Annotated in this window: 25 protein-coding genes; 24 read left to right on the top strand and 1 reads right to left on the bottom strand. The window is 50.5% G+C overall.

What is annotated here, in order from left to right:
• The first annotated feature begins 107 nt into the window (after nucleotides 1-107).
• The 8 genes from yabG (at nucleotide 108) to ACOZB4_RS31760 (ending at nucleotide 6,966) form a co-directional block, all read left to right on the top strand.
• Nucleotides 108-1,010 carry a sporulation peptidase YabG gene (yabG, locus tag ACOZB4_RS31725; protein ID WP_339292092.1) on the top strand — a complete coding sequence of 301 codons (903 nt, stop codon included), beginning with the start codon at nucleotides 108-110 and terminating at the stop codon, nucleotides 1,008-1,010.
• Nucleotides 1,011-1,299: 289 nt separating this feature from the next.
• Nucleotides 1,300-1,575 carry a biofilm formation stimulator Veg gene (gene veg, locus ACOZB4_RS31730; RefSeq protein WP_006207415.1) on the top strand — a complete coding sequence of 92 codons (276 nt, stop codon included), beginning with the start codon at nucleotides 1,300-1,302 and terminating at the stop codon, nucleotides 1,573-1,575.
• 230 nt (nucleotides 1,576-1,805) lie between these two features.
• Entirely contained in the window at nucleotides 1,806-1,988 is a 183-nt protein-coding gene (locus ACOZB4_RS31735) for a small, acid-soluble spore protein, alpha/beta type (RefSeq protein WP_076326546.1), read from the top strand.
• Between the two features lie 178 nt (nucleotides 1,989-2,166).
• A complete protein-coding gene (gene ispE / locus ACOZB4_RS31740) occupies nucleotides 2,167-3,021 on the top strand; it encodes a 4-(cytidine 5'-diphospho)-2-C-methyl-D-erythritol kinase (protein WP_379415558.1) in 855 nt (284 codons plus the stop codon).
• 109 nt (nucleotides 3,022-3,130) lie between these two features.
• A complete protein-coding gene (gene purR, locus ACOZB4_RS31745; RefSeq protein WP_339269195.1) occupies nucleotides 3,131-3,958 on the top strand; it encodes a pur operon repressor in 828 nt (275 codons plus the stop codon).
• Between the two features lie 183 nt (nucleotides 3,959-4,141).
• Complete coding sequence (gene spoVG, locus ACOZB4_RS31750; protein WP_006207419.1) at nucleotides 4,142-4,426, top strand: septation regulator SpoVG; 285 nt, start codon at nucleotides 4,142-4,144, stop codon at nucleotides 4,424-4,426.
• A gap of 110 nt (nucleotides 4,427-4,536) precedes the next feature.
• Nucleotides 4,537-5,931: a bifunctional UDP-N-acetylglucosamine diphosphorylase/glucosamine-1-phosphate N-acetyltransferase GlmU gene (glmU, locus tag ACOZB4_RS31755; protein WP_379415554.1), complete on the top strand. Its 1,395-nt coding sequence runs from the start codon at nucleotides 4,537-4,539 to the stop codon at nucleotides 5,929-5,931.
• Between the two features lie 81 nt (nucleotides 5,932-6,012).
• Nucleotides 6,013-6,966: a ribose-phosphate diphosphokinase gene (locus ACOZB4_RS31760; RefSeq protein ID WP_006207421.1), complete on the top strand. Its 954-nt coding sequence runs from the start codon at nucleotides 6,013-6,015 to the stop codon at nucleotides 6,964-6,966.
• Between the two features lie 153 nt (nucleotides 6,967-7,119).
• Here the strand turns inward: ACOZB4_RS31760 and ACOZB4_RS31765 are convergent, their stop codons facing one another.
• Nucleotides 7,120-7,320 (bottom strand): hypothetical protein, encoded by a 201-nt coding sequence (locus tag ACOZB4_RS31765; protein ID WP_006207422.1) that lies wholly within the window; start codon nucleotides 7,318-7,320, stop codon nucleotides 7,120-7,122.
• 106 nt (nucleotides 7,321-7,426) lie between these two features.
• Between ACOZB4_RS31765 and pth the strand changes: the two genes are divergently transcribed.
• From pth to ACOZB4_RS31845, 16 genes are all read left to right on the top strand, one after another.
• Nucleotides 7,427-7,990 carry an aminoacyl-tRNA hydrolase gene (gene pth / locus ACOZB4_RS31770; RefSeq protein WP_076326543.1) on the top strand — a complete coding sequence of 188 codons (564 nt, stop codon included), beginning with the start codon at nucleotides 7,427-7,429 and terminating at the stop codon, nucleotides 7,988-7,990.
• A gap of 128 nt (nucleotides 7,991-8,118) precedes the next feature.
• Entirely contained in the window at nucleotides 8,119-8,349 is a 231-nt protein-coding gene (locus tag ACOZB4_RS31775; RefSeq protein WP_339269200.1) for an anti-sigma-F factor Fin family protein, read from the top strand.
• 186 nt (nucleotides 8,350-8,535) lie between these two features.
• Nucleotides 8,536-12,063, top strand: coding sequence for a transcription-repair coupling factor (mfd, locus tag ACOZB4_RS31780; RefSeq protein WP_379415550.1), 3,528 nt, complete (start codon nucleotides 8,536-8,538; stop codon nucleotides 12,061-12,063).
• Nucleotides 12,047-13,132 (top strand): peptidylprolyl isomerase, encoded by a 1,086-nt coding sequence (locus ACOZB4_RS31785; RefSeq protein WP_339269204.1) that lies wholly within the window; start codon nucleotides 12,047-12,049, stop codon nucleotides 13,130-13,132. The genes mfd and ACOZB4_RS31785 overlap by 17 nt, the downstream gene beginning before the upstream one ends.
• Nucleotides 13,133-13,459: 327 nt before the next feature.
• Complete coding sequence (spoVT, locus tag ACOZB4_RS31790; protein ID WP_071221080.1) at nucleotides 13,460-14,002, top strand: stage V sporulation protein T; 543 nt, start codon at nucleotides 13,460-13,462, stop codon at nucleotides 14,000-14,002.
• A 204-nt stretch (nucleotides 14,003-14,206) separates the two neighbouring features.
• Nucleotides 14,207-15,886, top strand: coding sequence for a putative polysaccharide biosynthesis protein (locus tag ACOZB4_RS31795; protein ID WP_379415546.1), 1,680 nt, complete (start codon nucleotides 14,207-14,209; stop codon nucleotides 15,884-15,886).
• Between the two features lie 92 nt (nucleotides 15,887-15,978).
• On the top strand, nucleotides 15,979-17,493 hold the full coding sequence (mazG, locus tag ACOZB4_RS31800) for a nucleoside triphosphate pyrophosphohydrolase (protein ID WP_379415544.1): 1,515 nt from the start codon (nucleotides 15,979-15,981) through the stop codon (nucleotides 17,491-17,493).
• Between the two features lie 166 nt (nucleotides 17,494-17,659).
• The gene (locus ACOZB4_RS31805) at nucleotides 17,660-17,932 is read left to right on the top strand and encodes an HU family DNA-binding protein (protein WP_009591918.1); all 273 of its coding nucleotides are present in this window, start codon (nucleotides 17,660-17,662) and stop codon (nucleotides 17,930-17,932) included.
• Complete coding sequence (locus tag ACOZB4_RS31810) at nucleotides 17,932-18,210, top strand: RNA-binding S4 domain-containing protein (protein WP_076326537.1); 279 nt, start codon at nucleotides 17,932-17,934, stop codon at nucleotides 18,208-18,210. Before ACOZB4_RS31805 ends, ACOZB4_RS31810 begins: the two co-directional genes overlap by 1 nt.
• 218 nt (nucleotides 18,211-18,428) lie before the next feature.
• The gene (gene yabP / locus ACOZB4_RS31815) at nucleotides 18,429-18,710 is read left to right on the top strand and encodes a sporulation protein YabP (protein ID WP_009591926.1); all 282 of its coding nucleotides are present in this window, start codon (nucleotides 18,429-18,431) and stop codon (nucleotides 18,708-18,710) included.
• Nucleotides 18,707-19,276 (top strand): spore cortex biosynthesis protein YabQ, encoded by a 570-nt coding sequence (gene yabQ, locus ACOZB4_RS31820; protein ID WP_098741226.1) that lies wholly within the window; start codon nucleotides 18,707-18,709, stop codon nucleotides 19,274-19,276. Before yabP ends, yabQ begins: the two co-directional genes overlap by 4 nt.
• An 11-nt stretch (nucleotides 19,277-19,287) precedes the next feature.
• On the top strand, nucleotides 19,288-19,638 hold the full coding sequence (locus ACOZB4_RS31825) for an FtsB family cell division protein (protein WP_379415539.1): 351 nt from the start codon (nucleotides 19,288-19,290) through the stop codon (nucleotides 19,636-19,638).
• A 114-nt stretch (nucleotides 19,639-19,752) separates the two neighbouring features.
• Complete coding sequence (locus tag ACOZB4_RS31830) at nucleotides 19,753-20,241, top strand: S1 domain-containing RNA-binding protein (RefSeq protein WP_009591896.1); 489 nt, start codon at nucleotides 19,753-19,755, stop codon at nucleotides 20,239-20,241.
• Nucleotides 20,242-20,587: 346 nt separating this feature from the next.
• Entirely contained in the window at nucleotides 20,588-23,098 is a 2,511-nt protein-coding gene (gene spoIIE / locus ACOZB4_RS31835) for a stage II sporulation protein E (protein WP_379415536.1), read from the top strand.
• A 167-nt stretch (nucleotides 23,099-23,265) separates the two neighbouring features.
• Complete coding sequence (locus ACOZB4_RS31840) at nucleotides 23,266-24,006, top strand: vWA domain-containing protein (protein ID WP_076326532.1); 741 nt, start codon at nucleotides 23,266-23,268, stop codon at nucleotides 24,004-24,006.
• Complete coding sequence (locus ACOZB4_RS31845; RefSeq protein ID WP_379415532.1) at nucleotides 23,990-24,910, top strand: serine/threonine protein kinase; 921 nt, start codon at nucleotides 23,990-23,992, stop codon at nucleotides 24,908-24,910. Before ACOZB4_RS31840 ends, ACOZB4_RS31845 begins: the two co-directional genes overlap by 17 nt.
• Nucleotides 24,911-24,935: the final 25 nt, after the last annotated feature.

A 24,935-nucleotide genomic window follows, 5' to 3' on the forward strand; every position in this document is an offset into this window, starting at 1 on the left:
CAATAGAGAGCCCATAGGGCCCGCGAAGGCCTTAACGCGATAAATTGATGTTTCGTAAGAACCAATAGTCACAGTGGCCCATACCATAGGGTAGGGGTGATGTTGTGATGAACTTGGGAGACTTGGTCGTTCGTAAATCCTACGGCGGCGATGTAACGTTCCGGGTAGAAGGCATGCGGCAAAATAATAATATCGTCATCAAAGGGACAGAATTTCGGTTACTTGCCGATGCTCCCATTGATGATTTGGTCACGGTCCCGCATCCCAACTTAAGCGAACGTACAAAGCAGGCGCAGATCAAAGCCAATGAGTCGCTGGACCGTCTGCAGAAGCACAGACAGGAGCAGAGTGAGCGTCAACTGGCCAGCCTGCGCAATATTGAAGGCGGACAGCTTGCGGATAAAGGATATTTTGACGTGCCGGGCAAGGTGCTTCATTTGGATGGAGATCCCCAATACCTGAAGAAGAGTTTGGCCTTGTACAATCAGCTTCGGGTCCCAGCGGAAGGCCATTATATCAATGAGTCGGGGATGGCCGATTCATTATATCGTCTTCTTCCGCGGGTAAGACCTGATATCGTGGTAATTACAGGTCATGATGGAGTTCTGAAGAGACGACAGCCATACGATTTATATAGCCTGGACAGCTATAAGAATTCACACAACTTTGTCACGGCGATTCAGGTAGCGCGTCAATATGAGCGGAATCTGGATTCCCTGGTCATTGTGGCTGGGGCGTGCCAGTCGCATTTTGAAGCTCTGCTGCAGGCGGGAGCCAATTTTGCCAGCTCGCCAGGGCGAATCCTCATCCATGCGCTGGATCCTGTCTACGTTGCCGCTAAGGCAGCCTATACGTCAGTCAGGGATACCGTCAACATCCATGATGTCGTTCATCATACGATCAGCGGCAGTCAGGGCGTGGGCGGAATCGAGACAAGAGGCAGTTACCGGATCGGTCTGCCAAAGCTGCAGGATTTGTCCACGTTGAAGGTTACGCCTTCGGTCAGTTAGCTCATATTGCGTTCTAAAAGAGGTGTAATAGGTCGTTGTAGAAAGAACAGAGAAGAACCCCACAAGTTGGGGTTTTTTTATTTTTTGTTTCAATTCTTTAAGAAAGTTGTCAAAAAAATACATAAAGCTTGTCAATTTAGCGCATATTAAAGCAAATGCACACGAGAAATCCAGGGTCAAAAAAAATACGTTGACAATATATTTTTGATGCTGATATAATTAATGTTTTTGAATTGACAAATGACTGAATCTTTTGTATAATGGACAAGGAAAGAGGTGGTCGTCGACAATGGCTAAAAACGCGCTGTTGGAAATCAAACGCAGTCTCGATGCCCATTTAGGGCAAAAAATTACGCTTCGGGCTAACGGTGGCCGTCGGAAGACCGTCGAGCGTACTGGTGTTTTGGAAGAAACGTACCCTTCTGTTTTCATTGTGAAGCTGGATCAAGACCAGCAAACTTTTAAACGTGTGTCCTACAGTTATGCCGATATTCTGACCGAAACCGTGGAAATCATGGTAACCGGTGATGACAACGAGATGCGAATCACCTATATCAAGTCATAACGATATGTCATGAGAGAGCAGTCTCCACTAACAGGGAGGCTGTTTTTTGTTGCCATCGATCCGGGGAATGACAAGCGGGGGTTGAACACATACTAAGGCTGCGCGAGGCCTTCTTCATTCGCATATGCGGTGAAGGAGGTTAGCTTGCAGGGGTTCGTAAAACGCCACTGCAATCGCGCCGGATGCTGTTCATGCCATACTCAATTACATTTTCCAAGGAGGCGGGATTGATGAGCAGGAGAAGACGAAGCATTATGTCCGATCAATTGAAGACCGAATTGGCTAAGGAATTGGGGTTCTACGATACCGTGGAAAAAGAAGGCTGGGGAGGCATTAAGGCCAAGGATGCCGGCAACATGGTAAAGCGGGCGATTGAGCTCGCCGAGCGGGCAGCCAGCAAATCCGATCTGTAAGAGAAAGACCATAATGCGGCAGGGGCTTCCGGTTAAGCGGAAGCCCCTGTTTGTTTACCCGATCAAACGGTCCCATGACTTCAAAGCCTGAGTTTGTTAATATAGAGGCATTAGATGTTTTTCCTCGAATATGTTAAGTTCAAGCATATGGGGAAGAGCTAAGGATAGGTGAACGTTCTTGAAAATATACGAAAAAGCACCGGCCAAAATCAATTTGATGCTGGATGTACTTCATAAACGTCCTGACGGCTTCCATGAGGTAGAGATGGTCATGACGATGATTGACCTCGCCGATCGGCTCGAAATGTCCGAACAGAAGCGGGACACCATCATCATCACCTCACAGGCAGGGTACATACCGCTGGACGAGAAGAATTTGGCCTTTCAGGCAGCAAGACTAATTAAAGAGCGCTATGACGTGAAAAAGGGTGTGCATATTCACCTGGACAAAAAAATTCCCGTTGCCGCTGGACTCGCAGGAGGCAGCAGTGATGCAGCGGCAACACTGCGCGGCTTGAACCGCCTCTGGGGACTGGATATCCCCCAGGAGGAGCTGCTCGCGCTGGGCGCAGAGCTCGGCTCGGATGTGCCGTTCTGTGTAACCGGCGGCACCGCACTGGCTACAGGGCGCGGCGAGGTACTCACGCCGATCCCAAACCCGCCGCAGTGCTGGGTGATCGTGGCGAAGCCGCCGATCAATGTGTCGACGGCGGAAGTGTACGGCCGTTTGCGCAGCGAGCAGATTCAGCACCATCCATCGGCTGAACGCATGGTCGAGGCGCTTACGCAAGGCAGCTTCCAGCAGATGTGCCAATCGCTGGGTAACGTGCTGGAGGAGGTTACCTTGAAGATGCACCCGGAAGTTCAGCAGCTGAAGGAAGGAATGCTCAAATTGGGAGCTGACGGTGCGCTCATGTCCGGAAGCGGTCCAACGGTCTTTGGTCTCGTCTCCAAGGAATCCAAGGTAGCCCGGATTTACAATGGCCTGCGGGGATTCTGTAAGGAAGTGTATGCCGTTCGCCTACTGACTTAGAAACGGTTATGTTTGACAATTCGGGGTCGAATTTCAAACAAAGTTGTATAAATACGTACAAAGGTGTTATATTTAACATATAATATTCGGATTTAGCGAGGAACCCTAGGTGAAAAAATTAAAACGAAGCGAACGATTGGTCGATATGACCCAATATTTACTATCTAAACCGCATACGCTGATTCCGCTGACAACGTTCGCTGAGCGATATGGAGCAGCCAAGTCATCCATCAGTGAGGATTTGGCAATCATTAAGGACGTGTTCGAGAGCGAGGGGCTCGGAGAGCTTCAGACGCTGGCCGGCGCAGCGGGAGGAGTCCGCCACATTCCGAAGCTGCGCAAAGATCATGCCTTGCGGTTTGCGGAGGAGCTGTGTCAGCAGCTTCAGCAATCGGATCGGATTTTGCCGGGAGGTTATTTGTACATGTCTGATCTGCTCGGACAACCTTCGCTGATGAATGAGGCGGGCAAGATCATTGCCACGGCGTTTGCCGACCGGGATATCGATGTGGTCATGACCGTGGAAACCAAAGGGATTCCGCTGGCCTATGCGACAGCGGCACAATTGAACCTGCCGGTCGTACTAGTTCGACGGGACCATCAAGTGACGGAAGGATCGGCCGTAAGCATCAATTATGTATCGGGCTCACATAAGAGCATTCATACCATGTCATTATCCCGCAGGGCGCTCAAGGAACGCTCTCGCGTGCTGATCGTGGATGATTTTATGAAGGCAGGCGGGACCATTCAGGGAATGGTCGATCTGCTTGGTGAATTTAATGCAGAAGTCGCAGGTGTCGGTGTGCTGGTAGAGTCAGGAGCGGTGGAAACCGAGGAAAGACTTCTGGAGGACTATATTTCACTAGCCATCTTAAGCGATGTGGACTCCAAAACGAAGAGAATTACCGTAAACCCTGGTAATTACTTCGAAAAATAGAGTCGCGATATTTGTCGATATAATAGCGTTTTCATTCGAATTAGCCCGAAGTCTGTCGAAAATATCACATTCTAAAAAAAATTCCTGTTTTTAGGACATTTTGTATTAGAAAAAAGAAGGATTTATGGTTTGCTGTGTGGAATTATACACCAAGTCTCTGATGGAAAAAGGTGGTGAACACATATGCAAATTACGGATGTCAGACTCCGCCGTGTTAACTCTGAGGGGAGAATGAAGGCAATCGCATCCATTACCATCGATAATGAATTTGTCGTTCACGACATTCGCGTCATCGACGGAAACAATGGAATGTTTGTTGCAATGCCGAGCAAACGCACTCCTGATGGAGAATTCCGCGACATTGCCCATCCCATTTCTTCCGGTACTCGCGAGAAAATTCAATCGGCTGTATTGGCCGAGTATGAGCGAGCGGCTACTGAAGAAGAAGTGATTGAAGAAGGCGCTTAAGATTTACAATTGGGGTTCAAGGAAAAGAGAGCCATACCTGTGGCTCTCTTTTCTTTTTTTGTAGAATGATATATATTCAGTAGTGAGTTCAAGAGGAGGAGGCATGGCCCTTGAAAAGATTTGCTATTGTGCTCGCCGCTGGGCAGGGCAAACGTATGAAATCCAAACTATATAAAGTGCTGCATCCTGTTTGTGGCAAGCCGATGGTCGGACATGTATTGCAAACTGTACAGCAGGTAAACTGTGAACGCAGTGTTGTGGTCGTAGGCCATGGTGCGGAAACGGTTCGCGCTTATCTGCAAGACGCAGCCGAGTATGTACTGCAGGAGCAGCAGCTCGGAACGGGTCACGCTGTGAAGCAAGCCAAGGAATTACTTGGTGGCGAAGAAGGGTCCACGATTGTCATTTGTGGGGATACTCCGCTGGTGACGTCCGAGACACTGGAAAATCTTTTGAAGCTTCATGAAAGCAACAATGCGGCCGCTACGGTGCTTACCGCGCATATGGATAACCCGAAAGGCTACGGCCGGGTCATTCGAGGCGAGGATGGCAGCGCACTTCGGATTGTTGAGCAGAAGGATTGCAGTCCGGAAGAGGACGCAGTCACTGAAATTAACACCGGTACCTATTGTTTTGACAATAAAAAGCTATTCGCTGCACTGGATAATGTAACCAACCAGAATGCGCAGCAGGAATATTACCTGACCGATTGCGTCGGCATTTTGAAACAAGCCGGCGAGACCGTGCTTGCTTATCAGACCGATGATTACGCGGAATCGATTGGCGTTAACGATCGCCTAGCGCTGTCGGAAGCTGAAGGCTTCATGAGAGAGCGCATCAACCGCAAGCACATGTTGAACGGTGTTACGATCATTGACCCGGCTTCAACCTATATCGGAGCTGATGTTAAGATTGGTTCAGATACAGTGCTTTATCCCGGTACCGTCCTGAAAGGGAATACAGTGATCGGTGAAGATTGCGTGATCGGACCGGATACCGATATCGAGGACTCTGTTATCGCGGATGGCGCAAGCGTCAAACATTCGGTGCTCAGCAGCGCTGAAGTCGGCACCCGGACCTCCGTAGGACCGTTTGCTTATCTTCGTCCAGGCGCCAAGCTGGGGGATGATGTAAAGGTGGGCGACTTCGTCGAAGTGAAGAACGCCACGATTGACAACGGCTCTAAAGTATCCCATCTCAGTTATGTTGGTGATGCCAAAGTCGGCAAAAACGTTAATATCGGCTGTGGTGCGATTACAGTCAACTATGATGGTTATAATAAGTCCATTACCGAAATTGAAGATGATGCATTTATCGGCAGTAATGTGAATTTGATTGCACCGGTGAAGGTGGGCAAGGGCGCATTCGTTGTTGCAGGCTCTACCATTACGCATTCCGTTTCGGACAATGATCTGGCCATCGCCAGACAGCGTCAGGAGAACAAGCCAGGGTACGCAGAGAAGATCCGGGCACGCGCCATCGCCAAAAAGAACAAGAAATCGTAATTATCCCTGCTTCCTTAACCAAGATATGAAGCGGTGATCGGATACCTAATTCAACGAACCAGCACGGAGGGTTTTTATTCTATGACTTATCTTGATTCTAAATTAAAAATATTCACGTGTAATTCCAATCCTAAACTTGCCCATCAGATCGCCGATTATATCGGCATTCCGATGGGGGAATCGCATACAACCAGCTTTAGCGACGGCGAGATTCAAGTAAAGCTCTCCGAAAGCGTACGGGGCTGCCATGTTTATATTGTGCAGTCCACTTGTTTGCCGGTGAATGATAACTTGATGGAGCTGCTGGTTATGGTGGATGCGCTCAAGCGGGCATCCGCGAAGAGCATCAACGTGGTTATTCCGTATTACGGATATGCCCGTCAAGACCGCAAAGCGCGTTCGCGGGATCCGATCACCGCTAAGCTGGTTGCGAACCTGATTGAAAAAGCAGGAGCTCATCGCGTCATTACGATGGACCTGCATGCGATGCAGATTCAGGGATTTTTCGATATTCCGGTGGATCATCTGCTCGGCGTACCGATTCTTGCCCAATATTTCCGTTCAAAGCAGATCGAGAACCCGGTCGTTGTATCTCCGGATCACGGCGGTGTGGTTCGCGCGAGAAAGCTTGCTGATTTCCTGAATGCGCCGCTGGCGATTATCGACAAACGCCGACCGGAGCCGAACGTCAGTGAAGTCATGAACATTATCGGGAATATCGAAGGCAAGACCGCTATTCTGATTGATGACATTATCGATACCGCCGGTACGATTGTGCTGGGTGCCAATGCGTTGATGGAAGGCGGCGTGAAGGAAGTCTACGCGTGCTGTACACATCCGGTTCTCTCGGGCCCTGCCCATGAGCGACTGGAAAACTCCCCGCTGAAGGAAGTTGTTGTAACAGACACCATTCCGATCACCAATCCGAACCCGAGCAGCAAGCTGACGGTGTTGTCGGTTGCTCCGTTGATGGGTGAAGCCATCATCCGGGTTCATGAGGAATTGTCGATTAGTAAATTGTTTGAAATAGAATAATAAACCGTGTAAAGGCAGGGTTACATCTCCTCATGAGGAGATGTAACCCTTGTCGGCTATAACGACTTTGCCGTTTTGGTTAGCAAAAAGCAGAGGAACAGTCAGAAAGAAAACGTTTTCATAAGTCCAGCCTATTAATAGAGATCAAGCTTGTTAATATCCGGGCCTAGAGATAAAAGTGAACGTACTCCGGTTGTACAGCGTTCCCTCAAGCTCGACAAAGTAGGCGTCGACTGCCGTGATCAGACCCACGTCTATGTGACAACCCAGTTCATAGACTTGAACAGGGATGCCATGCTTCATATGGTATTGAAAATGGCTGTGGTGCGTTAATTTCTGTTCGAAAGCTTTCAATGCCGATTCACCTTCTTATGAGGCATAACGCCGATAGGTTTTGTTCATATTGTACTCAGAAATGCGCAAAGAAGAAAGTATAAATCGTGAAAGGAATCAACCTGTGATGAAATGGATTGTCGGACTGGGCAACCCCGGTTCAAATTATGAGAAGACACGCCATAATGTAGGATTCATGGCGCTGGATGCACTGGCAGAGCGACACGGCATGAAGTTCAACCAGAATAAATGCAAATCGGTCATCGCCGAAGGGATGATTGGCGGCACCAAAACCGTCCTGATCAAACCGATGACGTTCATGAATCTTTCGGGCGAGGCCGTGCGTGCTTATATGGATTATTATAAAGTGAGTCTTGAGGACATGATTGTGGTCTATGATGATTTGGATACCGTGGTCGGTAAGATCCGCCTGCGGTATCAGGGCAGTGCCGGAGGACATAATGGCATTAAATCCATTATTCAGCATACCGGGACTCAGAGCTTCAACCGTGTTCGTATGGGCATATCGAGGCCTGAGCCGGGTTATGCGATTGTGGATTATGTGCTCGGTACTTTTCCGAAGAAGGAACGCGAACAGCTGCAGAGCATGGTAGAGGAGACCTGTGACGCGCTGGAATTCAGTCTGGATCATACCTTTGAACAGACGATGGCGAAGTTTAACAAGTCTTAGAAAAGCATCATAGAATGGAAGTATCCAAAGAGATGATTCCTAAGTCATAGGGCAACCGTAACATCGAAGTCTTAAACGAGGAAAATCCGGGCATACTGAAGGTATACACGACCTTCAGGAGGCATATGATGGCGATAACCTATGTTTGCAGACATTGTCGGGCGTTTCAAGGCCGCATCGATTCCAATTACGTATCCGAAGCTCGTCTCGGATTTGATTCCTTGACCCCTGAGGAACGCAAGGATATAATAGCCTATGATTTTAACGGAGAAATGATGGTCCGGGTAACCTGCGATCATTGCAGAGAAGCCCTCGAAGCCAATCCGGAACTTAGCCTTTTGGCAAATCCCCTGCAATGAGCGTATAATGGGGTACACGACGTTTTTTTGGTAGAAGACATACAGCGGCAGGCTTTGCCGCTGCTCTAGCCTTGGCAGTTTTGCTCAAGGCTTCTTTTCGGTTATAATTTTTTGGCAATCGTCTAAAATTCCATGAGAAATAGAGTCTAGGAAATTCATTTCTTTTGCATAAGAGAGGTGCCCCTTTTGTTACAAGCACTTATTGATGTATTTTCGAAGGATTCGGACTTCAAATCCATAACCGCTGGCGTCCAAGCCGGCATGAGGGAGCAATTGATCTCCGGTCTTTCTGGGTCGTCCAGGCAGATCTTAATGGCCGCATTGCACCAGGACCAGCAGCGACCGCTGCTCGTTGTCACTCATAATATGTTTTCAGCCCAGAAAATTGCGGATGATCTACAGGAAGCGCTCTCACCGGACCAAGTATTGTTATACCCGGCGAATGAACTGGTAGCGGCCGAATCGGCCGTTTCAAGCCCCGAGACTCTGGCGCAGCGGATTGATGTACTCGTCCGTTGTGCCAGAGGCTTCCGGGGTATTGTCGTTGCGCCATTTTCCGGCGTGCGTCGTCTGCTTCCAGCTCCTGAAGTGATGTCCGATGCCCGAATTGTACTTCATGACGGCGGGACACTCGTGCTGGATTCCTTCCTGAACCAGATAATCGAGATGGGATATGAACGGGTGGAGCGCGTCGAGAGCCGCGGCGAGATGAGTGTCCGCGGCGGTATCATCGATTTTTATCCGATGACAACGACCATGGCGTATCGCGTCGAACTGTTTGATGAAGATATCGACTCCATTCGTACCTTCGACCCGGCAGATCAGCGCTCGATTGACAAGGTCCGGGAAGTCACCATTACACCATGCAAGGAAATTATTGCAGATTCAGAGCGGCTAAGCCGTACAGCGGATACGGTGGTCCGTCTGCTGGAGACGCAGCTCGAGCGCATGAGTGATCGTCAGGCCAAGCTCCGTCTGCGGGATGAAATACACCGGGAAGTTGAGATGCTGCGCGAGCGGATATATTTCCCTGAAATCTATAAATATATCTCCCTGTTGTATCCGGAGAAGACCAATCTATATGATTACATGCCGAAGGATACGATTCTGATTATGGATGAGCCTGCTCGTCTGTTAGAAACAGCCAAGCAGCTGGAGCGGGATGAAGCGGAATGGAATTTGCATCTGATGCAGAATGGCAAATCGCTGCCGGATCTGCCGCTTTCACTGGATACGGAAGAACTGATCTATCAGCACCCCTATCAAAGTCTACTGATCTCGATCTTCCTGCGTCAGGTGCCAAGAATGCAGCCGCAGAATATCGTCAATGTGATTACGCGCGGCATGCAGGATTTCCATGGCCAGATGAATGTGCTCAAGGCTGAGATGGAGCGCTGGAAGAAGTCGGGTGTTCAGGTCATGATGCTGGCAGGCGATGCGGAGCGGATGGACCGCATGCGGCGGGTACTGCTGGACTATGGTATCGAAGAACCGGTTATGTTTGAGGGGCATCTGCAGAATGGCTTCGAGATGCCTTCGGTTCATGCTGCCATTATTACAGAGAGCGAAATGTTCTCCTCGAAGCAGCGCAAAACACGCAAAACCACAAAGAATATGGACAACGCCGAGCGCATCAAGAGCTATACGGAGCTCAAAGTCGGCGATTATGTGGTGCATCAAAACCACGGTATCGGGAAATATATGGGGATCGGGACGCTCGAAATCAACGGAATCCATAAGGACTACATGCATATTCTGTATGCCGGGGGCGATAAGCTGTCCGTTCCGATTGAGCAGATCGATCTCATCCAGAAATATGTCGGTTCGGAAGACAAGGAGCCGAAGGTTTACAAGCTGGGCGGAAATGAATGGACGCGGGTTAAGAACAAGGTTCGCTCTTCCGTTCAGGATATCGCCGACGATCTGATCAAGCTGTATGCCGAGCGTCAGACTGCGCCTGGGTACGGATTTGAGAAGGATACGTCGGAGCAGCAGGAATTCGAGGACATGTTCCCATATGATGAAACACCTGATCAGCTTCGAGCGATTACCGAAATCAAAAAAGACATGGAGCAGAACCGGCCGATGGATCGGCTGCTGTGCGGTGATGTCGGTTACGGGAAAACGGAAGTGGCCGTTCGCGCTGCGTTTAAAGCAGCGATCGAAGGGAAGCAGGTTGCGGTGCTGGTACCGACGACGATTTTGGCCCAACAGCATTACGAGACGTTTCGGGAGCGTTTTGCCAATTATCCGATCAACATTCAGGTGCTGAGCCGTTTCCGGAGCCGTAAGGAGCAGAATGAGACGATCAAGAAAGTAAAGCAGGGCTCTGTCGATATTTTGATCGGGACGCACCGATTGCTGTCGCAGGATATTGTGTTCAAGGATCTGGGACTGCTGATTGTGGATGAAGAGCAGCGGTTTGGCGTTACGCATAAGGAGAAATTGAAGAAGCTGAAGACCAATGTCGACGTACTGACGCTGACGGCAACGCCGATTCCGCGTACGCTGCATATGTCGATGCTCGGCGTTCGGGATTTGTCCGTGATCGAGACACCGCCGGAGAACCGTTTTCCAGTGCAGACTTATGTCGTAGAGCATAGCCAGACCCTGGTGCGGGAAGCCATCGAGCGAGAGCTGGCCCGGGGAGGACAAGTTTACTATCTCTACAATCGGGTTCAGGGCATTCAAGAGATGGCAGCCCAGATATCCATGCTGGTACCGGAGGCCCGAGTGGGTGTGGGACACGGGCAAATGTCGGAAACGGAACTGGAGAAGACCATTCTCGACTTTCTGGACGGCGAACACGACGTATTGGTTAGTACGAGCATTATTGAGACGGGTGTGGATATCCCGAATGTAAATACGCTTATCGTGCATGATGCGGACAAAATGGGCCTCTCCCAGCTGTATCAGCTGCGCGGACGCGTCGGACGTTCCAACCGGATCGCTTATGCTTATTTCACGTACCAGCGGGATAAGGTGCTGACCGAAGTGGCCGAGAAGCGGCTACAGTCCATTAAAGAATTTACGGAGCTTGGCTCCGGATTCAAGATTGCGATGCGGGACCTGTCGATTCGCGGCGCGGGCAATCTGCTCGGAGCGGAGCAGCATGGCTTTATTGCTTCCGTCGGGTTCGACCTGTATTCACAGATGCTGGCGGAGGAGATACAAAAACGCAAAGTCAGCATGCTGGGCGAGCCGCCATTGCCATCGAAGGACTGGAACACTTCCATCGATCTTGGGATCGATGCTTACTTGCCGTCAGATTACATTTATGACAGCATCCAGAAGATCGAAATTTATAAAAAAGTGGCTGTCGTTTCGTCTATCGACGAATCGGCGGAGCTTGAGGATGAACTGCTTGACCGCTTTGGCGAGCTGCCGCTTGCGGTAAGTAACCTGCTTGCTGTATCCCGCTTGAAGGTATATGGTCGTACGTACGGGATCGACTCCATTATCCAGCGCGGCGACGATGTGCTGCTGCAGTTTTATGAAGGGCAGGATAAGACGGTTGATACAGCAGGACTTGCGCAAATTGGAAATATGTTCGAAAGACGTGTACAATTTGAACAAGGGCCGACGATGGCCATTCGAATCAAAGGCAAGGGACTTTCCGATCAACAACTGTTAGAATTGCTGGAGCAATTCCTGGAGGCCGCAAAAGGGCCATTCAACCTGAAGGGAGAACTACAAAATGCCGTCAAGAAATAACAAGGCATGGAAGACGTTTATGGTATCCATCACAGCAGTGCTATCCATGTCGATGATCGCTGCGTGCGGAAACGACAAGACTAAGGGAACCGAAAATGATAATAGCAAAGTTATTGTCAAATATAAGGGTGGAGAGATTACCGAGAAGGAATTTGATCTGGAACAGCGCATGATTCAGTTCATGTCCCCAGAATACGCCCAATTTTTACAAATGGATGAATTTAAAGAGTATTTGGCGAAACAGGGGGTAGCCTACGAATACCTGTACGCCAAAGCTGACGATAAAGCGAAGGAAGCTGCCGGGAAGCAAGCGGACGATTTGCTAAAGCAGCAGAAGAGCGGAATGGGCGAGGAGCAGTTTAAAGCTGCTCTAGAATCGCAGAAATTGACGGAAGACGATCTCAAAAATTATATGCTTCGCGTCATGACCGTTATGGAATATGAGAAGAGTCAGGTAACCGAAGAGAATATCAAGAAGGAATTCGAGGCGAACAAGAAGGATTACACCAACATTAGCGTTCGTCATGTCCTGATTGGTTTTAAGGATGCGGAAGGCAAGGAAAGAGCGGAAGGCGAGGCGCTCAAAATTGCCAAGGAAGTACAGTCCAAGCTGAATAAAGGCGAGGACTTTGCTGCGGTCGCTAAGAAATACTCCGAGGATCCGGGCTCCAAGAACAGCGGAGGCCTGTATGAGAACAAACCGGCAGGCACTTGGGTACCGCAGTTCAAGGAAAAGGCGCTAACGCTCGAGCTTAATAAGATCAGCGATCCGGTAGAAACTGACTACGGTTACCATGTCATGAAAGTAGAGAAGCGCGAGGAAGTGTCTTACGACAAGCTGCCTGCCGATCAGAAGGAAGGCATTCGTAATGAACTTGCCTCGGCGAAGATCGACAACTTTATGCAGAATGAGCTCAACGACCTGATTGAGAGCATGAATCTTCCGAAGAGTGAGAACGCGGACAAGCCTGCCGAAGGCACAGGAGACCAGAAGAAAGACGGTACCACTGACAAACCTGCGGAAGGTGATCAAACACCGGATGCAGGCAAGGAAGACACGGGTAAATAAGCCCGCAGACAAGGTCCGGCAATTGATATTGTAATGCGCTGCGGGTAATGCTGGATGTTACGGCTAGCGCATGATGAAATGGTGGGATCTTCGAATCCATAACGTGCGAAATCGCGCGTTATGGATTTTTTCTCCCCTGACATCCGTCTCTTTCGAATGATATTTATTTTTGGATTTCGCAACCAACAGAGGGTAGATGATGTATAAGGAATTGGGAATGGATGAATACTATGGTCAGACATTAACTCTTATATACCTGGGGACATCCTCTTCCCGAATGGAACAGTAGTTGAAAAATCTTCTTATGAAAGTGGGGCAACAAGTGACATGAAAGCTACTGGTATCGTCCGCCGTATTGATGACCTCGGGCGCGTGGTCATTCCAAAAGAAATTAGACGCACACTGCGGATTCGCGAAGGTGACCCGCTGGAAATTTTCGTTGACCGGGATGGAGAAGTCATTCTGAAGAAATATTCACCGATCGGTGAATTGGGCGATTTTGCGAAGGAATACGCAGAGTCCCTTTATGAGAGCACAGGTCACATCACGATCATATCGGACCGTGATACATTTATCGCCGTAGCAGGCGGCTCCAAGAAGGAGTATTTGGACAAGCCGATTGGCAACCTTCTGGAAAACTGCATGGAAAATCGCAAGACGGTGCTGGAAAGCAACAGTGGTACGTATGAGATCAGCAAAGACAATCCGGAAACTTTATCCGCTTTTGTCGCTGCGCCTATCATTGCTGGAGGAGACCCGATTGGCAGTGTTGTGCTGCTGAACAAGGACGAATCCGTGAACATGGGTGAGATGGAAGTGAAGATGTCTGAAACCGCCGCAGGCTTCCTGGGCAAGCAAATGGAACAATAAGACAAGGACATGAATCCTTGGATGGAGACTCCCGCTGAACGTTGATCACAGGGTCAATCGGCAGCTGGGAGTTTTTGTTGTCCGGCTTCTCTTTTTTGTACCCCTCTCCCGCCCTTGGTTATAATGGAGGTACACATGGCAGCATCTACGCAGATGTTTGGTCTGTGATACGAAAAAAAAGAAACTAGGGGATTGGAAGAGGATATGAAACCAGATCAAACAGGGGCAAGGCTTCTACAGGGAGCGTTTATTCTCAGTGCGGCCGCACTTCTGTCCAAGCTGATTGGCACACTGCAAAAAATACCGCTGCAAAATATGGGTGGGGATGCCGTCTTTGGCATCTACAATACGGTTTATCCGTTCTATATGATGATCATTACGATAGCGGCGGTTGGCTTCCCCGCGGCGGTCTCCAAATATGTGGCAGAATATGAGGCCGAAGGGCGCACTGAGGACGGCCATCGCCTGCTGCGCCTGTCTTCCGTCTCGTTGGTGCTGTTCGGTCTATTTCTCGGCTTCCTGATGTATGTCTGTGCTCCGTGGATCGGGATGTGGATCGGAAGCAGTCAGGTTGTGCCCGCCCTCCGCGCAGGTGCGTTGGCGCTGGTATTCGTGCCTTGGATGTCAGTCCTGCGCGGTTATTTTCAAGGGCTGCACAATATGGTGCCAACGGCAATCTCCCAGATTACGGAGCAGGTTGTCCGTGTTGGGGTCATGATTGTGCTGCTGCTTTACATGATCCGTGCCGGTGCCGATCCCGACGTAATTGCCGCCGGAGCGCTGCTTGGATCTGCTGCCGGTGGCGCCGCCGGTCTATTGGTGATGGGACTATACTGGCGCAAGCATGTCCGGTCAACTCGGGGTGAAATACAAGGAGAAGTAAGTCAAGGATTCGGAGCGGCGGGTATGAACGAAACGGGGATGCGTGCCGATGTAACTAGAGAGGGAGCAGGTGTTCTACTTGGCCGCCTGCTTGCTTATGGAATCCCCGTCTGTCTTAGTCTGCTCGCTGTTCCACTGATTGGACTGGTGGATACCTTCACGGTGCCCCGGTTATTGACATCCGGTGGGCTGGGCGAAGCAACGGCCATGGCGGAGTTTGGGGTCTATAACCGCGGATTGCCGCTTGTCCAGTTGGTTACGATGCTGGCTGCTTCGTTGTCGGTTCTGTTTATCCCTGCGCTGGCGGAGGCCAAGTTCAAAGGAGAGTCCGCCCGGGTTGCAAGCCAAACCCGCATGGCCCTCCGTTGGTTTTGGCTGATTGGAATGACGGCCTCCGTAGGCCTGGCAGTGCTGGCTGAGCCGATTAACGTCATGCTGTACGAGGATGCTGCTGGGACGGTGACGATGCAGGTGATTGCCTTTACGGCTGCTGGGGGTACGCTAAGCACGATTACGGCTGCGCTGCTTCAAGGGATCGGTATGGTCAAAGCACCGGCGGTTCATCTGCTGGCTGCGGCTGGGCTCAAGCTGCTGCTCAACCTGCTGTTGGTGCCGCAGTTCGGCATTACCGGCGCAGCCATCGCCGGCGTGGCTGCGCATCTGACCGCCGCCGCGCTCAACCTCGCGCTGCTCTCGCGAAGCGCTGGCGCCCGCCTTGACGTCGGCGGCATGTTCGCAAGGACGCTGCCGGTCCTCGCCGCGGTGGCACTGGCTGCCTGGGGCGCAGGTGAGGCAGCCGGCAGCATCCTGGCGGCTGCCGGCTTCTCCCCGGGCCGCCTCACCCACGCGGCTGCGAGCCTGAGCGGCGTCGCGGCTGGCTGCGGCGCCTTCCTTATCGGCGCCGCACTCACGAAGCTCCTCACCGAGGAGGAGCTTCGGATGCTGCCAAAGGTCGGAAGACCGCTGGCGGCCTTCTTGCGGGCCCTGCGAGTGCTGCGCTGACCCGGGCTGACGTGAGATGTTTGATCTTCTGTGTTATAGTAGTGTACGATAATGACGTCGACAAGGCGGACGAAGACGAAAGGAAGTAGCGTATGAGTGCATCCATTACGGTGGTCGGCTTGGGTTCTGGCAACCCAGATCGATTGACGATAGGTATCATAAAAACCATGCAGCGGGCATCGAAGGTGTATGTGCGTACATTATCTCATCCCGTCATCGCTGCGTTGAATGAGTTCCAGATTCACCCGGAATCGTTTGACCATGTGTATGAAGCGCATGACACCTTTCCCGAGGTGTACGAATCCATTGCATCCGCGCTAATCAACTTGGCTAAGGCTGCTGAGGATGATCGTGAGCTTGTCTACGCGGTGCCCGGGCATCCGATGGTAGCGGAGGCAACGGTTCGATTATTACGGGAGCGCTGCCCGGGAGAGCATGTGACGCTTACGGTGCTCGGCGGTGAGAGCTTTCTGGACGAGGCCTTCGTTCGCCTTGGTTTCGATCCCATTGAGGGCTTCCAGCTTCTCGATGCGGCTGAGCTACGTGCAAGTGTCATCCAGCCGCAGCTCCATACCCTGATCGGCCAGGTGTATGACATGTTTACCGCTTCGGAAGTTAAACTGGCGCTGATGGAACTGTATCCGGACGAATATCCGATCATTGTCGGCCATGCGCTGGGCGTTGAGGGCGAGGAAGTGATCCAGCGCGTGCCGCTCTACGAGCTTGATCGCATCGACGGATATGGGAATCTTTCGCTGGTCTACGTACCCCGAAGCGATGACAGCCTGCTTCGACAGCGAACGTTTGCCAGACTCCATGAGATCGTTGGCATTCTGCGCAGTCCTGAGGGCTGTCCATGGGACCGTGAGCAGACCCATGAATCCATCCGCAAAAATCTGATCGAAGAAACCTATGAGGTATTAGAGACGATTGATGAGGATGATCCTGAGCATATGCAGGAAGAACTCGGCGATCTGCTGCTGCAGATTATGCTGCATTCTCAGATGGAAGAGGAGCTCGGTACCTTTACGGTGTATGATGTCATTCAAGCGTTGAATGACAAGTTGATCTTCCGTCACCCGCATGTCTTTGGCGAGAGCAGCGCCAAAGATGCGGAATCTGCCCTGCAGAACTGGGAGCAGATGAAAGCGGAAGAGAAGCGCCGCAAAGGGCTCTCCCCAGAGAAAGCTTCGGCACTGGATGGCATTCCGCGGGATCTTCCCGCCTTGATGAAGGCGTACAAGCTCCAGAAGAAGGCATCCAAGGTTGGTTTCGATTGGGATAATATCGAGGGCGTGTTTCAGAAGATTGAAGAGGAACTCGGTGAACTGAGGCAGGCGGTGACCGAGGGCCAGTCTGATGAGGATACGGCGCTTGAGCTCGGCGATCTGCTGTTCGCGGTCTCCAATGCGGCAAGATTTATTGGGGCGGACCCGGAAGAGGCGCTTTCGAGAACGAACCGGAAGTTTGTCAGTCGCTTCAGCTACATAGAGGAGCATCTTGCCGCCCAGGGGAAAACCTTGCAGGAAAGTACCCTGGACGAGATGGAAGCCCTATGGCAGGCAGCTAAATCGGGATCGACACAAAGCGGCGGTATCGATGTGTGAAAAAGGCAACTTTTCACGTAAAAAATAAAAAAATAGGGATTTGCGGCAGGAATTCCGCAAGGCATCCAGAATAATCATTAATGGTGAAATCTTGCAGATTGCAAGGCGGTTTAACCGAATAACCGTAAAATCTTATATTTTTCTGATAATTGGGAGGATTTAATTCATGAACAAAACAGATCTGATCAACAACATTTCCGGTAAAAGTGGATTGACAAAAAAAGACGTAGAGAACGTCTTGAACGGCTTCCTTGGTGAAATTACTGAAGCTTTGGCTAATGGCGATAAAGTTCAATTGATCGGCTTTGGTACATTCGAGACTCGCAAGCGCGCTGGACGTACAGGCCGCAACCCGCAAACAGGTAACACAATCGAAATTCCAGAATCCAACGTTCCTGCGTTCAAGGCAGGTAACAAGCTTAAAGAAGCCGTAAAATAATGCGTGTCGATAAATTCCTGAAAGTATCGAGGTTAATCAAGCGGCGTACCGTAGCGAAAGATGTATCGGATCAAGGTCGGGTGCTGATCAATGGCCGTGAGGCCAAGCCGAGCAGCACGGTTAAATTGGGCGACGAGATCACCGTCCAATTTGGTCAGAAGCTGGTGACCGTCCGGGTCGAGCGTCTTACCGAGACAACCCGTAAAGATGAGGCGACCAGCCTCTATACCTTGGTCAAGGAAGAACCGATCGTTAAAGATCGCGGATTGGACTGGTAATCAGCCCGAGCCGTTCCATCAAACGTCCCTCTCACCATATGGTGTGGGGGACGTTTTTTATGTTTATCATGGGTGTATAAACGTTGGACCTCCCGCTCTCGTTCTTTCTCCGTGCATTCCTTGCAGCATCACGCTCATTCCTGAAGCGGTTGCTCTTCTTCCGGTTCTAAAGGCAGGCGCCTTCCCATAAGCTATTGTTAAAAGGAGGGGTACATGCCATGATCGACCAAGGGAAGGGCAAGTTTCATGACCTGCGGATGCAGAACCGGAAGCTGCTGGACATTACGGGTGTCCAAAATGTGGAGAGCTTTGACAGTGAAGAATTTCTGCTTCAAACCGAGCTTGGGCATCTCACCATTCGGGGGCAAAATTTACATATTAAAAATCTCAGCCTGGAAGAGGGGCTTTTGTCGATTGAAGGTCAGGTGCATTCACTGATTTATTTGAATCCCGGTTCGCAGACCAAGAACAAGAGTCTGCTAGGTAAGCTGTTTAAATGAACCCCAGCGTACAATGGATCACGCTGCTCTGGATGCTCTTCTCCGGAGCAGCGATGGGAGTCGCCTTCGACAGCTACCGGGTGCTGGCAGGGCAGCTCCGTTTCCCGCAATGGTCCAAGCATACCCTGGACTTCCTTTACTGGATTGCGGCAGCCTTCTTCATTTTTCGCATGTTGTATGTGACCAATGACGGTCAACTGCGTTTTTATGTGTTTGTGGGCCTGTTTATAGGGGTTTGGATCTATTTTTTATTATGGAGTGTCATAACCCAGCGTTTTGTGGTAATGTTAATTCAAGTGACAAAAGGCTTGCTGTCCTTTTTGTACAAGCTGTTCCGTATATTATTGTGGAATCCGATCAAAGGAATCCTGATGCTCATCTTAGGATTGTTAAGGTTTCTATGGAAGTTTCTCCTGTCGCTGTTGCGTTTAGTCCTTAAATGCCTCATGCCTTTTTGGCGACTCTTGAAATGGATGCTGAGACCGATCACATCCAGAGTCAGGCTGCCGGCATGGTGCAAGCAATTCGCGGACAAGGTTATCAAGGCGTGGAAGCGCTGGTTTTAGGAGGTATGGTCATGGGAAGATTTGCTGATCCATCGAAGCAGGCTCCCCAACAAACCAAGACAAAGAACAAAGGCGCACGCCGGCGTAAAAGAATGTTTGTGGCGATGATGGCGCTGTTTTTGATCTGGGCAGTTTCAACGCTCTGGTCCCAGAATGACCGCATCCGTAATCAGAACGAAGCGCTAGCTCAAAAGCAAGAGGATTATAAGTCCGTTGAACAGTCGCTAATCCAGATTACTCATGAAGTGGAGCGATTGAAGGACCCTGAATATATTGGGCAGATTGCCCGCAAGAAGTTTGGACTGTATCTGCCAAATGAGACGCCGATCATTCAGCCCCAAAATTCGGGCGAAGAGCCGTAATTAGGCATGACAGACGTCTGTTGACCTTGTTTAGGTCATTATCGTATAATCAAATCACCGCAGCGCGATTTATAAATCGGACTGTATATTTTTAAGGGAGGATCATTTTATTCTATGGCAATTGAAGTGGGCACCAAGTTAGAGGGCAAGGTGACAGGCATAACGCATTTTGGAGCATTTGTGGATCTGTCAGGAGGTGTCACGGGTCTCGTTCACATCTCGGAGATCGCCGACAACTACGTTAAGGATGTCAACGATCATTTGAAGATCAACGATGTCGTTACCGTGAAGGTGATTAATGTCGACAAGGACGGCAAGATCGGTCTTTCGATCAAGCAGGCTGTCGACAAGCCGGCTTCCGAAAGTCGTCCACCCCGCGCACCGAGACCGGAACGCAGTGGAGGCGGTGGAGAACGATTCGGAGGTGGCGGTGGTGGAGGATTCAACCGTGAACGCGGTGGACGCCCGTTTAAGCCTGCGGCCAACAAGCCTTCATTTGAGGATAAAATGTCACGCTTCCTGAAAGACAGTGAAGAACGAATCTCTTCGCTTAAGAAGAATACGGAAGGCAAACGCGGTGGACGCGGAGCCAAACGTATGTAATTCGATAAAATATAAACTGACCGCAGGAGGGAAACCGCCTTCTGCGGTTTTTTTGTCGTTGTATCCAAGGGTACGACAGGTTCCTACGCAATTTACGGCGCTTCCGTGTGGAATGAGCACGGGATGTCTGCCTCAATTCGGGAAATGATCTGCAAGAATGCTCCAGGTTTGAGGCGTGTAAACACCGCTGGGCGTGGGGGATGAAGGCTCTTTTCCCGAACGTTCGCAAGGCCCGTTGATTTTGTCGGAAATTTCTTTGGGGCTTGTCCGGTGTTCTGACAAACTTTCCTGAACAGGGGTTTTATAATGGGACCAACAAATTCGTGAAGAATGGGGTGCCAGCGTAATGGATAAAAGAAATCTGGTGATGTTTCCGGGTACTGAGGCAGTTAAAGGGGGAGCGGGTTCCATTCGTGCCCGTGTAACAGAACGGTTAGGGCAGCTGCCTTTTCTACAGCGTCCCATCCACTTCCTGGCCGCTAAGAAGTGGATGATCCTGCTAACCTTCATGGGTTTTCTGCTCGGACGAGCGATGATTCTGGGAGAGCTGTCTCCATTTGCAATCGCTTATTTTGCAGTCATTGCCTTTATGCGCCGTGATTATTTGCTGCCGGTAGGCGCCGCTATCGTTGCAGGAAGTTTATTTGCGTCCTTTCCGGTGGCATGGATGGTACCGGCAGAAATCTTGATCTTTTACTTTATGATGCGGGGATTGGAGACCTATGATCGGGCAGAATTGTCGTATGCACCGCTGATGGTATTTGTCTCCACCTTCTTCGTGAATCTGTTCAGTGTTCTCATCGGACCGAGCATTACCTGGTATTCCATGATGATGCTCACCTTGAATGCCGTGCTCAGCTTTGTCCTGACATTGGTCTTTATTCAAGCGATTCCCGTACTGACGCTTCGTAAAAAAACGCATGCTCTTCGAAATGAAGAAATTCTATGTATTATCATTTTGCTGGCGTCGGTCATGACAGGTGCCGTTGGCTGGACGATCCAATCTCTGTCGGTAGAGCATATCTTATCCCGATACTTAATTCTGCTGTTTGCCCTAGTCGGGGGAGCTCCGCTAGGCGCCTCGGTTGGCGTAGTAACGGGCCTCATCCTCAGTCTTGCCAACATTTCGGCATTCTCCCAGATGAGTTTGCTCGCCTTTTCCGGGATGCTCGCAGGTATGCTGAAGGAAGGGAAGAAAGGCGGTGTTTCGCTGGGAATGCTGCTGGGGGCAACTATTCTCTCCATCTATTTCAGCAATCCTGGAGAAGTGATGATCTCCACTTGGGAAACCTGCGCGGCTATCGTGTTATTCCTCATTACGCCCAAGAGTGTGATGCAGGCTATAGGCAAATATGTGCCTGGCACGCAGGATCATACCCGTTCACAGCATGAATACGCCAAGCGGGTCCGGGATCTTACAGCGGACCGTGTGACCCAATTTTCCCGGGTGTTCCGGCAGCTCTCGCAAAGCTTCGGACAGACGTCCGGGGTTATACAGCCTCCGGGCAAACAAACGGAGGAGATGAATCATTTCATGAATGCCGTGGCGGAGGGAAGCTGTGCCACATGCTTTAAACGGAATCAGTGCTGGGATATGAAGTTTTACCAGACTTATAAATATATGACCGATATGATGACCTCGATCGAGGAGAATCCTGAGATGGAAGCAGACGATCTGCCGCCGGAATGGAGCCGGATCTGTGCCAAGAAGGAGGAGGTGCTTGGCATCCTCAAGCAGCAGTATCATCTTTACCAACATGATATGCAGTGGAAACGCCAAATATACGATAGCCGTCATCTGGTAGCGGAACAATTATCCGGGGTTTCGCAGGTCATGGAAGACTTGGCCCGAGAGATTAAGCGGGAAAGCCAGACCATGCACATTCAAGAAGAACAGATTCGGGAAGCGCTTCAGCAGCTGGGCTTATCGGTTCAAGGCATCGATATCATCAGTTTGGATTCCGGGCAGGTCGAGATTGAGATCATTCATGCATACACCCGGGGTTATGACGAATGCAGGAAGATTATCGGACCGCTGCTGTCCGACATTCTCGGGGAGCATATCGCCGTAATGGAAGAGACCTTGACCCATCCAAGAGATGGATTGGCCACCGTGCGATTCGGCTCAGCGAAAACATATGAAATTATGACGGGCGTAGCCGCAGCGGCTAAGGGAGGGGATATTTTATCAGGTGACAGCTTCAGTACGGTCGAGCTGGGCAACGGGACGTTTGCGGTAGCGCTTAGTGATGGTATGGGCAACGGGGAAAGGGCACGGCTCGAGAGCAGCTCGGCTCTGAATATATTAGAACAGCTGCTTCAATCCGGGATGGATGAGAAGCTGGCAATCAAATCGGTCAACTCGATTCTAATGCTGCGTTCGCCGGATGAAATCTATGCTACGGTCGATATGGCCCTAATCGATCAATATACGGCTCAGACCACCTTTATGAAGATCGGTTCGACGCCAAGCTTTATCAAACGAGGCAATGATGTCATACCGGTCTCGGCCAGCAATCTTCCGATTGGGATCATTCAGGATATCGAAGTGGACCTAGTCTCATTACAGCTGCAGGCCGGTGATGTTCTCATTATGATGACGGATGGCATATATGATGCGCCGGGTTATGCGGTAAACAAGGAGCTATGGATGAAACGAATGATTCAGGAAGTGAACAGTGAGGATCCGCAGGAAATTGCCGATTGTTTGTTGGAGAAGGTGATTCGTTACCAGCAGAATCAAATTCATGATGATATGACGGTGGTGGTCGGGCGTGTGGATCACTTTCATCCGGAATGGTCGAATGTGCATGTTCCGGGCTTTGCCCGAATGGAGCGGCCGCGAACGGTTAGCTGATGCGTTAGATAAATCAAGCGATTACCCGGGAAATGGAGGCCCCCGGAGATGGTAAATCTTTTTACGTCTATTCTTCCTATATATCGTTTGAACTCTCTTGAATGTGGAAATGATAGAGATAGAAGTCAAATCGATAGGAATGGATGAGACGGAGGCGATCATTTATTATGAAGCAAATTCTACTGATTACGGACGGGTGCTCTAACGTTGGGGCCAGTCCAGTTCTGGCCGCAGCCCATGCGCTCCAGGATGGTATTGTTGTGAATGTGGTGGGGGTTCTTGATTACGGGACGATCGGTGAGCTAGGGGGATTGGAAATTCAGGAGATAGCCAAAGCGGGAGGAGGCATACACCGGATCGTAGGCACACCGCAGCTGGCGCAGACGATACAGATGATGACTCGGAAAACGGTGGTTCAGACGATCCAACAAGCGGTAAATAAGGAGATACAGCATATTCTGGGGGGCGGGTCGCTGGAGGAGCTTCCGCCGGACAAGCGTTCGCAGGTCGTGGAAGTGGTGGATGAGCTGGCTGAGACATCATCGCTGCAGGTCGCGCTGTTAATCGATGCAAGTGCAAGTATGAAACCCAAGCTGGCTGCCGTTGAGGAAGCGATACGTGATTTGATGCTGAGTTTGAAAGCGCGCGCAGGCTCAAGCGAATTGTCCGTATTCCATTTTCCTGGAAAACACAGCGGCGAGGATATCGTGATGGACGTGAATTGGACCTCAGATCTTGACGGCGCCCGGGGAATGTTCAGCCGCCTGCAGATGAGAGGGGCGACGCCGACTGGACCTGCCTTGTTAAAGGTGATTGAATTTTACCGATATGGTACACTAGAAGGTAATCAATCATGGCAGGGTCATTCCAGCCAAGAGGAAGGGATGCTCGGTGACTACGTTGTCTAACCCGGGTTATCCGCCAGGAACCGTAATTAAAGGCAAGTGGCGGAACAGCCGGTACATCGTGGAACGTATGCTCGGCAAAGGGGCTAACGGCAAGGTGTATCTGGTTCACCGGGCAGGAGTACGCGGGCGTTATGCTTTGAAAGTAGGGTATGACGCTCTGGATCTTCAATCCGAAATTAATGTGCTGAATGCGTTGAAAGAACAGATGCCGGACCCGTATCTCGTGGAGGCGGACGATCATCATGACGGCAGTGGCGAAGTGTCCTTCTATGTTATGCGTTACATTGAGGGGAGTCCGCTGCATCATTTTATTCGCAAACGCGGTGCCGACTGGATCGGATTGATCGGACTGAAGCTGCTCGAGAAGCTGTCCGTTCTGCATGCATCCGGTTATGCATTCGGTGATTTGAAGCCGGATAATGTGATGGTCTCCGCATACGGAAGAGTGGAACTGATCGATTACGGAGGCGTCAGCCCTTTCGGACGCAGCGTAAAGCAGTTTACGGAATGGTATGATCGGGGATACTGGAATGCCGGAAGCCGGACTGGCGACGTAACCTATGATTTGTTCTCGTTTGCCGTGATGTGTATCGGCCTGCTGGATGAGAAATCATTACGGGAGGCGTCTTGTCAGCTTCCCCAGACCCGTAGTGTTGCAGATCTGCAGCTGGTGCTGCGAAGAAACCTTGTGTTCAAACCATACGCTGTTTGGCTGAACAAGGCTTTATCGGGGGACTTCGCGGATTCACGGGAAGCGTTGAACGAGTGGAGAAAACGAATATACGAAGGTTCGGGCAGGAACGTGCGTCCTAATCCAGGACGAACTCCACGTTGGCTGAAGAACGCGTTTGGTTTATCGTTAGTCATCATGGCCTTTGCTGTTTATTTTTTCTTCCGCTCATGAAGCTGAATTGTTACCTTGTTACTGG

The organism is Paenibacillus sp. NPDC058898 (assembly GCF_049316025.1).
GTDB lineage: Bacteria > Bacillota > Bacilli > Paenibacillales > Paenibacillaceae > Paenibacillus_AQ.

Coding starts and splice junctions, on each gene's coding strand:
- yabG (WP_339292092.1), top strand. CDS start 108: ATGAACTTGGGAGACTTGGTCGTTCGTAAATCCTACGGCGGCGATGTA.
- veg (WP_006207415.1), top strand. CDS start 1,300: ATGGCTAAAAACGCGCTGTTGGAAATCAAACGCAGTCTCGATGCCCAT.
- ACOZB4_RS31735 (WP_076326546.1), top strand. CDS start 1,806: ATGAGCAGGAGAAGACGAAGCATTATGTCCGATCAATTGAAGACCGAA.
- spoVG (WP_006207419.1), top strand. CDS start 4,142: ATGCAAATTACGGATGTCAGACTCCGCCGTGTTAACTCTGAGGGGAGA.
- ACOZB4_RS31760 (WP_006207421.1), top strand. CDS start 6,013: ATGACTTATCTTGATTCTAAATTAAAAATATTCACGTGTAATTCCAAT.
- pth (WP_076326543.1), top strand. CDS start 7,427: ATGAAATGGATTGTCGGACTGGGCAACCCCGGTTCAAATTATGAGAAG.
- ACOZB4_RS31775 (WP_339269200.1), top strand. CDS start 8,119: ATGGCGATAACCTATGTTTGCAGACATTGTCGGGCGTTTCAAGGCCGC.
- ACOZB4_RS31785 (WP_339269204.1), top strand. CDS start 12,047: ATGCCGTCAAGAAATAACAAGGCATGGAAGACGTTTATGGTATCCATC.
- spoVT (WP_071221080.1), top strand. CDS start 13,460: ATGAAAGCTACTGGTATCGTCCGCCGTATTGATGACCTCGGGCGCGTG.
- ACOZB4_RS31795 (WP_379415546.1), top strand. CDS start 14,207: ATGAAACCAGATCAAACAGGGGCAAGGCTTCTACAGGGAGCGTTTATT.
- mazG (WP_379415544.1), top strand. CDS start 15,979: ATGAGTGCATCCATTACGGTGGTCGGCTTGGGTTCTGGCAACCCAGAT.
- ACOZB4_RS31805 (WP_009591918.1), top strand. CDS start 17,660: ATGAACAAAACAGATCTGATCAACAACATTTCCGGTAAAAGTGGATTG.
- ACOZB4_RS31810 (WP_076326537.1), top strand. CDS start 17,932: ATGCGTGTCGATAAATTCCTGAAAGTATCGAGGTTAATCAAGCGGCGT.
- yabP (WP_009591926.1), top strand. CDS start 18,429: ATGATCGACCAAGGGAAGGGCAAGTTTCATGACCTGCGGATGCAGAAC.
- yabQ (WP_098741226.1), top strand. CDS start 18,707: ATGAACCCCAGCGTACAATGGATCACGCTGCTCTGGATGCTCTTCTCC.
- ACOZB4_RS31825 (WP_379415539.1), top strand. CDS start 19,288: ATGGGAAGATTTGCTGATCCATCGAAGCAGGCTCCCCAACAAACCAAG.
- ACOZB4_RS31830 (WP_009591896.1), top strand. CDS start 19,753: ATGGCAATTGAAGTGGGCACCAAGTTAGAGGGCAAGGTGACAGGCATA.
- spoIIE (WP_379415536.1), top strand. CDS start 20,588: ATGGATAAAAGAAATCTGGTGATGTTTCCGGGTACTGAGGCAGTTAAA.
- ACOZB4_RS31840 (WP_076326532.1), top strand. CDS start 23,266: ATGAAGCAAATTCTACTGATTACGGACGGGTGCTCTAACGTTGGGGCC.